This window comes from Paraburkholderia ferrariae NBRC 106233 (assembly GCF_000685035.1).
GTDB lineage: Bacteria > Pseudomonadota > Gammaproteobacteria > Burkholderiales > Burkholderiaceae > Paraburkholderia > Paraburkholderia ferrariae.
Map to the genome: position 1 here is coordinate 25,586 of NZ_BAYB01000025.1, position 12,761 is coordinate 38,346.

Annotated in this window: 11 protein-coding genes and 2 pseudogenes; 10 read left to right on the forward strand and 3 right to left on the reverse strand. The window is 63.7% G+C overall.

All coding sequences use genetic code 11. The annotated features are described in order from the left end of the window. The 6 genes and pseudogenes from BFE01S_RS40010 to bfr all read left to right on the forward strand — a co-directional run bounded on the left by BFE01S_RS40010 (nt 1) and on the right by bfr (nt 5,187). A complete protein-coding gene (locus BFE01S_RS40010) occupies nt 1-1,188 on the forward strand; it encodes an MFS transporter (RefSeq protein WP_042338437.1) in 1,188 nt (395 codons plus the stop codon). 459 nt (nt 1,189-1,647) lie between these two features. Beyond that, nucleotides 1,648-2,010, forward strand: a pseudogene (locus BFE01S_RS46600) (D-xylose ABC transporter ATP-binding protein); the annotation flags it as partial. After that, nucleotides 1,984-2,244, forward strand: a pseudogene (locus tag BFE01S_RS46605) (BMP family ABC transporter substrate-binding protein); the annotation flags it as partial. The pseudogenes BFE01S_RS46600 and BFE01S_RS46605, both read left to right, overlap by 27 nt. 123 nt (nt 2,245-2,367) lie before the next feature. Further along, entirely contained in the window at nt 2,368-3,666 is a 1,299-nt protein-coding gene (locus BFE01S_RS24760) for an L-fuconate dehydratase (protein ID WP_028227822.1), read from the forward strand. A 257-nt stretch (nt 3,667-3,923) separates the two neighbouring features. Beyond that, complete coding sequence (locus BFE01S_RS24765; RefSeq protein ID WP_084170130.1) at nt 3,924-4,592, forward strand: cation transporter; 669 nt, start codon at nt 3,924-3,926, stop codon at nt 4,590-4,592. A 106-nt stretch (nt 4,593-4,698) separates the two neighbouring features. Then, on the forward strand, nt 4,699-5,187 hold the full coding sequence (gene bfr / locus BFE01S_RS24770) for a bacterioferritin (protein WP_028227824.1): 489 nt from the start codon (nt 4,699-4,701) through the stop codon (nt 5,185-5,187). 40 nt (nt 5,188-5,227) lie between these two features. Here bfr and BFE01S_RS24775 read toward each other — a convergent pair whose 3' ends face one another. Next, nucleotides 5,228-5,629 (reverse strand): hypothetical protein, encoded by a 402-nt coding sequence (locus BFE01S_RS24775; protein ID WP_028227825.1) that lies wholly within the window; start codon nt 5,627-5,629, stop codon nt 5,228-5,230. 93 nt (nt 5,630-5,722) lie between these two features. Next, nucleotides 5,723-6,670, reverse strand: coding sequence for a helix-turn-helix domain-containing protein (locus BFE01S_RS24780; RefSeq protein WP_028227826.1), 948 nt, complete (start codon nt 6,668-6,670; stop codon nt 5,723-5,725). 440 nt (nt 6,671-7,110) lie between these two features. Here BFE01S_RS24780 and BFE01S_RS43345 point away from each other — a divergent pair, with 440 nt between their 5' ends. Further along, nucleotides 7,111-8,034, forward strand: coding sequence for a hypothetical protein (locus BFE01S_RS43345; protein ID WP_174464467.1), 924 nt, complete (start codon nt 7,111-7,113; stop codon nt 8,032-8,034). Between the two features lie 281 nt (nt 8,035-8,315). On the opposite strand, the gene BFE01S_RS24790 is transcribed toward BFE01S_RS43345, so the two are convergent. Further along, nucleotides 8,316-9,230, reverse strand: a complete 915-nt coding sequence (locus BFE01S_RS24790) for a transcriptional regulator GcvA (RefSeq protein WP_028227828.1) — start codon at nt 9,228-9,230, stop codon at nt 8,316-8,318. Between the two features lie 282 nt (nt 9,231-9,512). Between BFE01S_RS24790 and BFE01S_RS40015 the strand changes: the two genes are divergently transcribed. The 3 genes from BFE01S_RS40015 to BFE01S_RS24805 are packed head-to-tail and all read left to right on the forward strand — an operon-like array spanning nt 9,513 to nt 12,746. Continuing rightward, on the forward strand, nt 9,513-10,814 hold the full coding sequence (locus BFE01S_RS40015; protein ID WP_084170131.1) for an aminotransferase class I/II-fold pyridoxal phosphate-dependent enzyme: 1,302 nt from the start codon (nt 9,513-9,515) through the stop codon (nt 10,812-10,814). A gap of 25 nt (nt 10,815-10,839) precedes the next feature. After that, complete coding sequence (locus BFE01S_RS40020) at nt 10,840-11,724, forward strand: TauD/TfdA dioxygenase family protein (RefSeq protein ID WP_052420974.1); 885 nt, start codon at nt 10,840-10,842, stop codon at nt 11,722-11,724. Beyond that, on the forward strand, nt 11,721-12,746 hold the full coding sequence (locus tag BFE01S_RS24805; protein WP_028227829.1) for a hydroxyacid dehydrogenase: 1,026 nt from the start codon (nt 11,721-11,723) through the stop codon (nt 12,744-12,746). Before BFE01S_RS40020 ends, BFE01S_RS24805 begins: the two co-directional genes overlap by 4 nt. Nucleotides 12,747-12,761: the final 15 nt, after the last annotated feature.

Consider the following 12,761-nt stretch of genomic DNA (forward strand, 5'->3'; position numbering starts at 1 on the left):
ATGGAGCGCACGCATGCTACGACGTCCGTCATCGACCGGAGCACCTGCTCGGCACTGCTGCCGTTCATGTCGATCGTTTTTTTTTGCTACCTGCCGGTTGGCTTTGCATTTGGTGCGCTCCCGCCGTTCGTTCACGGTGCGCTGGCATTGGGACCGGCCGCGGTTGGGTGGGCAATGGCATTGCAATCCGTAGCGACCGTGCTCACACGGGGGTACGCGGGCCGCGTAGCCGACGATGAAGGCGCAAAACGTGCCATCGTCACGGGTGCCTGGGCGCTGCTGCTTTCGGCGTGCCTCTGCGCGGTGGCCGCAGTGACTGGTTTATGGCCGTGGTTTTCATTCGCTATCCTGATGATGAGCCGTATCGCACTCGGTCTCGCGGAGAGCCTCGTGATGACCGGTGCATTGTCCGCTGCGATTGCGGCCGTTGGGGTGGCGCGCTCGGGGCTGGCCATGGTCTGGATCGGCATCGTGCTGTTCGCCGGAATCGCGGCCGGAGCCCCGGCGGGAGCGCACATGCTCGGCCTCGCGGGGCTATCCGGTGTCGCGCTGGCATCGGTTGTCGCCGGGCTGGGGGTGCTGGCGGTCGGCATCTCCCTGCGTCACGTGCCGCGCTTTGGTGGGCTCAGGCCGCCTTTCATGGCCGCGGCCGGTACGATTCTGCCTTACGGCATGGCGTTGGGTCTCAGCACAGTGGGCTATGGCGCGTTGCTGACCTTCCTTCCGCTCGACTATGCCACCAACGGTTGGGCCGGTGCGTCATGGGGCGTAGCCGTATTCGGTGCGGCTTATATCCTGGGGCGGTTGCTACTGGGGCACTTGCCCGACCGGGTTGGCGGCTATCGTGTCGTGGCCGTCGCCCTGCCGGTTCAGGCTGCCGGGTTCGTCCTGCTCTGGCTTGCCGGAACGCCGGTTGTGGCACTGGCCGGCGCTGCCGTGGCGGGGTCGGGCTACGCGCTGACCTTCCCGGCACTGGGCGTCGAGGCGGTTCGGCATGTGCATGCCCATAGCCGCGGCACGGCAATGGGTGCGTACGTCGCTTTCATCGACATCGGGCTCGCGCTTACTGGCCCGGCAGGTGGATGGGTCGTATCGAGGACCGGTTATCCCTCGATATTTCTCGTTAGCGCGGTGCTCTCGCTGTGCGGGTTGGCGATCTGTTTCAAGGCGTGTCGGGTGCGCCGGTAGCCATGATTCACGCCATATAGCGCGGCGCGTTATTCGAAGTCAGACAAAGTCAGCCGGCAAGCGGATACTGCATCGCACAACATCGCACAGCAAAAATTCACCAGTGAATAAACCCGGCATAGGCAAATGCCCGATATTGAATCGTAGCCAAACCGAGTCGTAGAATCGCGTTGCATTCTGTAGTAAGCGTGGGCGGCAGCCCTGCCCTCACGCGCAGATCCGCACACCCGAAGGCGACACCCGATTCAGGATGCCAGGCAAGGCGACGCCGAAGCCGCCGCGCCCGGCGCTTTCTCAACCGTGCCTCCCGATCCGGCCTTGCGGCCATCGTGGATTTGTCGTGAAAGCCGCGCCATGAACCCGCTCATCTCGGTCACGAAATTCAGCAAGCGTTTCCCCGGCGTGCGGGCGCTGCACGACGTTCAGTTCGAACTGCGGCCCGGCGAAGTGCATGCCCTGATGGGCAAGCTCAAGCGCATTTCCGACCGCGTTACCGTGCTGCGCGGCGGCGAGTACGTGGCCACGGTCGAAACGAAGGACGCGAGCGTGGACGAGATCATCAGCATAATGGTCGGGTGCAAGCTGGCCGAAGCCGAGGCCACGCACGGCGTGGCGCAGCATGGCGAGATCGCGCTGGAAGTGAAGCACCTGAATGCCGGCCCGCTCGTGCGGGACGTGAGCTTCATTTTGCGCAAGGGCGAGATTCTGGGCTTTGCCGTGCTGATGGGCGCAGGCCGCACCGAGGTGGCGCGCGCGGTGTTCGGCGCCGATCCGGTGGACTCGGGCGAAACGTGGGTGCAAGGCGTGAAGGTGTCGGGCAGGAAGCTTGTGCTGATCGGCTTCGGCTCGGGCAAGGAGCAGAAGGACGACATCCATTCCAGCCTGATGCTGGGCGCAATCACGCAGAACCCGGTCGGGATCGGCAAGTGCGTGGTGGATTCCGCGGCGAAGGCGCTCAAGGGCGAAACGCTGCCCAAGCGCATCGATACCGGTTTCTACTGGTACGACAAGAGCAACATGAACGATCCGAAAATCTCGGCCGTGCTCTACAACTGAGCGGGTTGCTTCGACCTGCTTATCTTTGCTTCAATCTGCTTCACCCCATCCAGTGCCGCAATCGGTGCCGGACAGGGGCATGGCGCGGCGTCCGCCGCCGTCGCATCTATGGAGGCGATTCCCATGACCACCATCACCGCGCTTTCCGTCAAGGACATCCGGTTTCCCACGTCGCGCTCGCTCGACGGCTCCGATGCAATGAACGCCGCACCCGACTATTCCGCGGCCTACGTCACGCTCGAAACGGATTCGCCCGCCGGGCTCACGGGCCACGGCCTGACGTTCACCATCGGGCGCGGCAACGAAATCTGCGTCGCGGCGGCCAGAGCGCTCGCGCCGCTCGTGGTCGGCAGGACGCTCGAAGAGATTGCGGCGAACATGGGCGCGTTCTGGCGCGCCATCACGTCCGATAGCCAGTTGCGCTGGATCGGCCCCGACAAGGGCGCCATCCATCTGGCCACGGCGGCAGTCGTGAATGCGGTCTGGGACCTCTGGGCGAAAGCCGTGGGCAAACCCGTCTGGAAACTGCTCGTCGATATGAGCCCCGAGGAACTGGTGCGCTGCCTCGACTTTCGCTACGTGACCGACGCCCTCACGCCGCAAGAGGCCATCGCCCTGCTCCACCGCCACGCCAGGACGCGAGGCGAGCGCGAGGCCCAAATGCTGGCCGGGGGTTATCCGGCGTACACCACATCGGCCGGTTGGCTCGGCTACGACGACGACAAGATCCGCCGGCTCGCGCGCGAAGGCGTGGCGAACGGCTGGACCCACTTCAAGCAGAAAGTGGGCGCCAATATCGAGGAAGACATGCGGCGGGCGCGCATCCTGCGCGAAGAGATCGGCGAGAACCTCAAGCTGATGATGGACGCCAATCAGGTGTGGGACGTCGACGAGGCGGTTGCGAACATGCGGCGCCTGGCCGAATTCGACCCGTGGTGGATCGAAGAACCCACCAGCCCCGACGACGTGCTGGGCCACGCAGCCATCCGCCAGCGCATTGCGCCCATCGGCGTGGCCACGGGCGAGCATTGCCAGAACCAGGTGATGTTCAAACAGCTCCTGCAGGCGCACGCCATCGATTTTTGCCAGATCGACAGTTGCCGGCTGGGCGGGCTCAACGAGGTGATCGTCGTGCTGCTGATGGCGGCCAGATCCGGCGTGCCGGTGTGCCCGCATGCGGGCGGCGTGGGCCTGTGCGAATACGTCCAGCACATCTCGCTCTTCGACTACATCTGCGTTTCGGCGTCGCTCGAAAACCGCGTGCTCGAATACGTCGATCATCTGCACGAGCACTTCGTGGACCCTGTCGTGATCCGCAACGGTCATTACATGCCGCCCCAGCGCCCCGGATACAGCATCGAAATGCACGCGGCTTCGCTCGACGACTACGCGTTTCCCGACGGGGCGGCCTGGCGGCACTGAGCGCTGTTACGCCCTCTTTGCGGGCGTTTTACCAAGATCAGGGCAAGCGGTACGGCAATGCGGGCAAAACGGGCGGTGCGGGTCTTGCGGGAACTGGGTTGAGTCGATGAGCGGTTCATGATGATCGCGTCCGGCGGGTCGATGGAAGCGATCTTGACGAGCCCGAGTGAGGAGAAAGTTAGCGCGCTCTGTCACTTGTCATCCGCGTGCCATCTGCGGCCCCTACTCTCGCGGAAAACAAATTTCCCCCATGCCGCATGCGCCCAGCTAGTGCACAACCAGAACAGGTCACGCTTCGGGCCGCCCGCATTGCCGTGGCGGCCAATGCGGTGCTGATGGCCGTCCAGATCGCCACAGGCTGGCTGACCGGATCGCATGCCATCGTCGCGGACGGCATCCACACGCTCGTGGATCTCGCCATCGACGCGCTTCTGTTCTTCACGCTGCGCCCCGCCGGCATGGCGCTGCTCGCCCGCGCCGGCGCGCTGGGCACGGCGTTTCCCTCCGTTGCCGCTGCCACGCTGCTCACGCTCACGGGCGCCGAGCTGATCCGCCAGGGACTCGCCGAAGCCGGCAGCGCCGCCACGGCGTCGGCTTCGGCCCAGTTCGGCGGCCTCGTGGTCGCGCTGCTCGTGCTGGGCACGCGGGAGGCCGTGGCGCGCTACCTGCACGCCGTGGCGGCACGGGTAGACGCCACGCACGCCCGCGCCGCCGACACCCTCGCCGCGAGCGCCTGGCATGCGCGCGCCGACGCGATGTCGGCGGGCGCCGCGGCCATCGGCGCGCTGGGGACGATGGCGGGCCTCGCCCACCTCGACCAGTTCGCCACCCTGCTCATCGGCACGATGATGCTGGGCATGGGCCTTTTCCAGCAGGACGGGTTGATCAGACGATATTGCCGCCGCATGTGGGCGCGCCCCGCCTGAACCGGAACGGTTCTCTTTCCCGCCATCATTCGCGCGGTCCTCGCGTCGAACGTCTATCCTGCATGGAGATGGCCGATCAGCGCATGGGCGAGAACCAGGAGGGAATATGAAAGCTGCCGATCCGAAGGTTATCGAATATCTGAACGCCGAACTGAAGAACGAGCTCACGGCGATCAACCAGTACTTCCTCCACGCGCGGCTCTACAAGCACTGGGGGCTCGAAGCGCTCGGCAAGCACGAGTACGAAGAATCCATCGAGGAAATGAAGCACGCGGACAAGCTCATCGAGCGCATTCTCATGCTCGACGGGCTGCCCAACCTCCAGGACCTGAGCAAGCTGCTGGTGGGCGAAGACACGCTGGAGTGCCTGCAGTGCGATCTCAAGCTCGAAGTGACCGCCCAGGCCACCTTGAAGGAAGCGATTGCGTACTGCGAATCGGTGAGCGATTACGTGTCGCGCGAGATCTTCGTCGAGATCCTCGACGACACCGAGGACCACATCGACTGGCTAGAAATCCAGATCGATCTCGTGGACAAGGTCGGCATCCAGAACTACCAGCAATCGGCCATGGGCGGCATCGAGAGTTCGAGCTGAGCGTGCGAACGCGCGGGCCGCATCCGAACCGCGCGGCTTCCTACTGATCGCAGTGCAGGTCTTTCTTGAGCACGGCGAGGATGGCCGGCGCGGTGCCGTGGTCGAGATCCACGCGGACCACCACGGACATCATGTTGCTGTCGATGTCGTCGTACACGCTCACGGGCTCGTTGCGGAAACTGTCCAGGCCCGTGCAGTCGGAGGCACGGCCGTCGTCCGAGACCTTGCACTGGACCGGATGGTCGATCACGTAGCGAACCCGGTCGCGATCCGGCGCCGCCAGGTACTCGCGCAGACTCTGTACCGATCCGCCCACACCGGTGAGGTGGGCCACGGAACATTGATCGGCCGAGCTCACGCCGGCGCCGGACGCATCGGCATGCGCGGCCGTGTTGCAGGAGAGCAGGAGCGCTGCAATCGTCGGGACAAGAAGGCTTTTCAAGGTGCAATACCATTTTCTGAGGCGTTGACGACGCATTGTAATGGCATCGGGCACAACGCATCCGGCAGCCGGGACAGCGTACGAACCGCCCCGTTACACCCACAGCCGGTACATCCAGAACGATTCGTCCTCTTCGAAACGGCGCACGAACTCGCCCGGCGAAAAACCCGTGGTGCGCCGGACCGCCCGGCTCAGATGCGCCTGATCGGCAAAGCCTTCCTCGTGCGCGAGCGCCGCCCAATCGACCGCTTCCCCGGCGTCGAACCGCTCCCGCGCCGAAAAGAACGCGCCCTCGGTCTTGACGAGCGTCTGCCATTCGCGCAGCGAGCGGCCGCTGAACGCCTTGATGCGGCGTTCGACCTGGCGCGGGCTATGCGTGGTGCGCCATTCGCGCGCCTGCCAGGCGAGCCGCGCCACCCAGCGGCGCCCCGCTTCGCGCAACGCCGCAGCCGGCGAACTGGCCGGGCGCCGCGCAAGCCAGCGCGGGGCGAGATGATGCACGAGGACCGCCTGGGTCGCGGTGTCGTCGTCCGCTTCGAGCAGCGCGGCGAGAAACGGACGCCAGCTATCGTCGAGCAGTGCGAAGGCATCGCAGAAACGGTCGTGAATGGCGGCAGGATCGACGCCGAACAGGATCTGCGCCACGTCGGTGGTGAAACAGATCATGCCGCCCCGCCCGCTGCCCGGCGCCCAGCTCGCAGTAGGCCGCGACTGGCTGCCCGAGAGCGTGACCGCCGTTCCGAACGGACGCCACTGCGTCCCTTCGGCCGTTTGCTCGACGAGCCCGGCATCCAGCCACTGATACCAGGAAAGGCAAACCAGCGGCGAGGCCGGAAAATGCGTGAGCCGCTGCGCATCGTTCAGGGCGAAGTTGCGCACGTCGCGGCAGACCACGGCCACCACGGCACCGTGCAGACCCGGCGGCGCGACATACAGACGGCTGTGCGGCTCGCGGCCGCTGTGCGACAGGCGCGACGCACGCGGCGCGCGCGCCAGCAGCGGCGGACAGCCTGGCAGCATGGAAGGCGATTGGCTGGACATGAGGGCGCAGTATAGGGATGCGCGGCGGGCCTGTCGATGTCGCTTACGTTCAAGACGCCTGATCGGCGGCCGGCGGACAATGCATCGCATGAACACGCCCACTTCGTCCCGCTGCCCCTTCCATGCCGGGTCGCCCTCGGCCGCCATCGACCGCCACCCGCGGGCCTGCACGACCTCGAAAATTCGTTTTGCACTGCGAATCGTGACGATGCGTTGCTCGACGCGCGAGTTCGTCGCTACGCTTCTGCCCGACTTGCGCGTCGGCGGGTTTTCATGCGACGCTCTTTCAGTTCACGGCGCTCAGGTGTTGCCCCATTCACGGATGCCCACTGCGAGATACCCGCACCGGTTGCGGGCAACCGCTCTCGTATCGCCTCCAGACAGGGTTCGTGCGCCGTCCATACGCCTGCCACACCTGCGGCCTCTCCCTGCTAGCCGCCATGTCGCTTCGTCGCCTAAACGCGAAGACAGGGATCGACACGACAGAACTGGATCGCCTTCGTGCATGGCATCACTACTTCTTCCGCTATGCGCAACTGCTCAGCCCAGACAAGCGCAATATGCGCGATGCGGCCGGGCAGTACCTTCCCGGCGACGAAGTCCAGGCGTACTCGGATATTCCCCGTCGTCTCGTGTTTATCGGCGAGCTGGAGCGACACCTTCGCCGGCCGCCGGAGCTGCCCCGCGTCGATCCCGTACCCGGCGCCAGTGCACAAAGCGGGGGCGGCTCTCATTCGTCAGTGTGCCCGCCGGCCCGCTGCGCCTGGACAGCCGACTGGCCACACGTCGACCACACATGCATCATGCTGTGCGCTGTTTACACGAAGATCCGGAAAAATCGTGTGCGCCGTCTGTCGCGTTCAATCCGGCCCGTACAGCCAGAGGCTAGCTCCGTCCGCCATTCGCCCGAATTCGGTTTGTTGCTGTGCGACGGCAGTACCTCCGTCCAGTCCATTGCCCTGCTGGGATGGCACCTGTCTTGGGAGCGGCGCTTCAGTATTCAGACACTCACGCGCTGCCAGAGAGAATATCCGCCTTTTGGATTGCTCGAGTGGCTGGCCTTCATGCCTGCCCATTTGCCGCCCACAGCTGATCCGCAGGGCTGGCTGAATCGCCATTTCGTTCATGCACTGGGTCAAACCTGGAACGCATGGTGTTCAATCGCTTCCGGCATGCAGGAGAGCGGCCGCTACGTCCTCTCACCGCTGCTTTTCCCCACGCGCCTGCTCTGGCTGAATTTTCCCGGCGACGGGCATCCCCTGAAGTTTGCGGGGCCGGCACGCGCGTTGTCCCGCACATTGAAACCGCAAACGACACCTGACCTGATTCCGGATAGTGTCCATTCGGCTCGCGCCCAAAAATGAGGGGGCCCATGCCTCAATTTTTCCTTGAAGCCAGGAAGCCGTTGGCGGGATAGCGGTGGGCCGGACGCAGTCCCCTAATGCAAATATATATGCTCTGCGTCGGCTAACGTATCGATCAATAGGCGGCCACAAGGGGAAGTTCCACGATAGGACAAAGCGGCTCCCAGACGTTGGCTGAGGACCGGCGGATTCAACCGGTCGATGCAATAGTTCGATGTCATTCGCGCGCTTTTCCCGAGTGCCGTGTCGTCCGCTCAACTCCGTCGTCAAAATCGGGCAACCTAAGCGTTAAGGCGGTTCTCAGTATCGCCGATCATGTCGATCAGCCAGGTACGTAGCGCCACGACCTTCGGGCAGTTGGCGAGATCGCTCGGTGAGACGAGATAAAACGCGCGATCGGTCGTTACAGACGTGCCGAACGGCGCGACCAGTCGGCCGGCGCACAGGTCGTCCTCGACATAGGCGCGCCGGCCGATGCACACGCCGTGGCCATCTACGGCGGCTTGCACGGCCATCAGCGCGAGGTCGAAGGTCAGTCGCGCGCCACTCGTCAGGCTAGTCGGCAACCTGACCGCCTCAAGCCAGATGTTCCAATCGTTGCTGGTTACGCCGCTAACCTGCAGCAGAGTGTGATGAGTGAGATTGTCCAGGCTTGTGAGCGGATGATTGCCCGTTAACAGCTTCGGGCTGCATACGGGGAAAATCTCGTCGGCCATCAGCCAGTCCGCGCGCAACCCTTTCCATTCACCGCTGCCGTAACGAATTGCACTGTCGGCGGCTCCGGCCACGAAATCGATGAAGTCGGTCGAGGCACTTACGCGAATGTCGATCTCTGGATGCGCGAGACGGAACGAGCCCAAGCGCGGCAGCAGCCATTTCGACGCAAACGTCGCAAGCGTGGAAATTGTGAGCGTGGTGTTATTGCAGCCTTCGAGCAATTGTCCGGTGGAGAAGCGCAACTGGTCGAACGCGAGACTCACTCCCTGCAAATAGGCGTGCCCCGAGGCGGTTAGTTCAAGCCGCTCCTTGAAGCGGTGAAACAGACGGATCCCCAGTTCATCCTCGAGACGCCGCACCTGATGGCTGACCGCCGTCTGCGTGACGTTCAATTCGGAGGCCGCCTTTGTGAAACTCATATGGCGCGCAGCACATTCAAATACTTTCAGACCGTTCAGTGATGGAAGTTTTCCCGACATCGGATCACCGCGTGTAGTGGCTATCAATAAGGAAGCGGAGTTTCAGCAACGGCAAATTCCTCACGATTAATTATTTTCAGACAAATCCTATTTTTTTTAAAATATATGTCGAATGAGTCAACCATCATCTGAATTGGTACGTCAATGCTGACCATGACATTTTCTCATAGCGTAGCACGCAAGATGTCATTTGCCGAGAAACCTGCTTCTTGCGATGCTTAGTGCCGTATCCCTGCCGCAAATCCCACCAGTAAGCAGCATATTCAACCGACGGATATACCAATGAATAATCTCAATAACTTTGACATCGGTGCGTTGGCTAAACCGAGGGCACGTAATGCAGCAAGAATGGCAGAAATCAGCGGACCTCATTTCAATGCGGCATATGAGAAAGGATTGATGGGCGTATCGTGCCGTGTGGGTGATTATCGTCGCATCGAAATCGCGACCACCGGGCAGCAGGTGGTCGACTACACACGTTGCGGCTATCTGAACCTCGACAGCCATCCGCGCGTGCTCGCCGCTGCTCGCGCCGCGGCCGACGAGATCAAGTCGGTGCATTTCTCGGTGGCGCGCACGCGCCTGTCGGCGGAGCCACTTGCGCGCCTCGAAAGCGTGCTGTCGAACCTGCTCCAGGTCAACAGTGTGGTGGTGTTCCCGACTGTTGCAGCCGCCAACATGGGCGCGCTACCGCTGCTCGCGGCGGGCCTGTTCACGGGTGGCGTCAAGCCACTGATCGTGTTCGACCGCTTCGCCCACGTCACACTGCAATATCACATCCCCGTGTTGCGTGAGGAAACCGATGTGATCGTGATCGAGCACAACGATCTCGAACAACTCGAACGTCTGTGCCAGAGCCATCCGCTGGTCGCCTATATCGGCGACGGCGCCTACTCGATGGGTGGCGCGGCACCTGTGCGCGAACTGAGCGCGCTGCAGGACAAGTACGGCTTGTTCGTCTATCTCGACGACGCACACGGCATCTCGGTCGTCGGCAAGCGCGGCGAAGGTTTCGTTCGCTCGCAACTAAGCGCACTCGATCACCGCACGATCGTCGCGGCCTCGCTCGGCAAAGGCTACGGCGCAGCAGGTGGAATGTTGATGCTCGGCTCGCGCGACATTGAAAACGCGGTGCGCCGTTATGCGCCAACCTACGGTTTCTCGTGCGCGCCGAGCATGGCTTCGGTGGGCGCGGCGCTGGCCTCGGCCGAGATCCACATGAGCGAGGAACTCGGCATGCTGCAACGTTCGCTGCAGCAAAACCTCGCGCTATTTGACCACGTGATCCCGACCGAGACGATCGGCAGCCAGTTGCCGATCCGCATCTACCGCATCGGCAACGAGGAGCGCGCGATCGCAACAGGCGAATACCTGCTCGAACGCGGCCACTACGCCTCGGTGGTGTTCTTCCCGACCGTACCGCGCGGCGAGGCTGCGCTACGCATGGCTGTAACAGCCGCACACGATCCGGACGACATCCGCGAGCTGTCCGCCCTGCTACGCGCGGCGGAAAGCGAGGAGACGGTGGAAACCAACGGCGTGGCCATCGCGGGTTCGGGCGAAGCCGCACCGGCGCTCGTCTGACGCGGTCCGTTTCGGGAGTATTCACATGAAAAAGATCGATCTGGGTCAATCGTTCGCGACGGCGATCGTCGATTTCGACATCGCCGCGGCGACCGACCGCGAAATCGCCGCGATCCGCGAGCTGATGTTTTCGCGCAAGGTCGTCGCGTTGAAGAACCAGCGGATGAATCGCGACGCGTATCTGCATTTCGGCCGGCACTTCGGCGAACCCGAACAGTTCCGGCTCAAGAACTATCACGACCCCGACTACCCGAACATCCTCGTGATCGACAACCGGAACGGCGGCGCCACCGGGCAATCGGTGGGCGCGCGCAAGCTCGGCAACATGTGGCACAGCGATTCCTCGTATCTGACCGAGCCGCTGCCGCTCACTTTCCTGCATGCGCAGCGCGTGCCGAACGGCGAGGGCCAGGGCGACACGCTGTTCGTCGACATGCAGGAGGCACTGCGCACGCTGCCGGCGCGCCTGCGGAAGCGCATTGAGGGTCGTCAGGCGAAGCACGACGTGCGCTGGACCTACAAGGTCAAGCAGAGCGATCTCGGTGAATCGGTGCAGGAGATCTTCCAGCGTCTCGCCACGACGTTCCCAGCCATCTCGCATCCGACCATCGTGCGTCATCGCCACACAGGCCGCGAAACGCTCTACTTGAGCCCCGGCTACACAACGCATATCGAGGGGTATTCGGACGAAGACAGTCGCGCGTTGCTCGACGAGATCTTCGCGCACGTGCTGCGGCCCAAGCATATCTTCGCCTACCACTGGGAAGCGAACGATCTGCTGATCTGGGATAACCGCTCGGTGATCCACTGCGCGACCGATCTGCCGCGCGAGACGGAACGCATCATGCACCGGATCGGCATCAACGACGGCGGATTCTTCGCCACGCAGAAAGAGGAGGCGACGGCATGACGGCTTCCCAGGCAAACGCCGACGGCAGCAAGAAACGGCTGCTGGTTGCGCATATTCTCGGCCAGACGGGCAAGGACATCCTCGTCGCTCGCGAGGATGTCGAAGTGATCGAGTTCACTAACACGATCGGGCAGGACGCGTTTCGCGCCCTGCTGGCCGCCCAGCCGGCCGTGCATGGCGTGATCCTCGGCCTGACCGCCTTCGGTCGGGCCGAACTAGCAGCCGCCAACGGCCTGCAGGTGGTGTCGCGGATCGGCGTCGGCTACGACGCGGTGGACGTGCCGGCCATGAGCGCGGCCGGCATCCCGGTCATGATCGGCACCGGCGCGAACTGCGACACAGTCGCCGAGCACACGCTGTCGTCCATGCTCGCGCTCACCAAGCGCGTGCACGAACTCGACGCGCTGGTGCGGATGAACCGCTGGCACGAACGCTACCGCTATCTGCCGGGCGAAGTGCGCGGCCGTGAGGTGTTGATCGTCGGGTTCGGCCGGATCGGCTCGCGCGTCGCGCGGCTGTGTCAGGCCTTCGGTATGCGCGTGCGCGTATATGACCCGTACGTGGCCCACGACGCGCTGCGCGCGGCCGGTGTCGATCCGGTCGCCGATCTCAATGCGGCGTTGCCGGGCGCCGAGTTTGTCACGCTGCACTGCCCGAAGACGACCGAGACGATCGGCCTGATCGACGCGGCACGTCTGGCCGGGTTCCGGCATGGTGCGTTCCTCATCAACACGGCGCGCGGCGGCATCGTCGACGAAAACGCGCTGGCCGAGAAGCTGTCGAACGGACATCTCGCCGGCGCCGCCATCGACGTGTTCCTGCCCGAGCCGCCCGTGCCCGACAACCCATTGCTGGAGATGTCGAACGTGATCTGCTCGCCGCATCTGGCGGGCGTTACGCGCGAGGCAGTCGAACGCATGGCGCAGCTCGCGGTGGTCAACGCACTGAGCGTGTTCGACGGCGAGCCGCAACTCGACAACGCCGTCAATCGCAACGCCGTTGCCACGCTGGCGACAGCCTGACACGTGCCGGTCCAG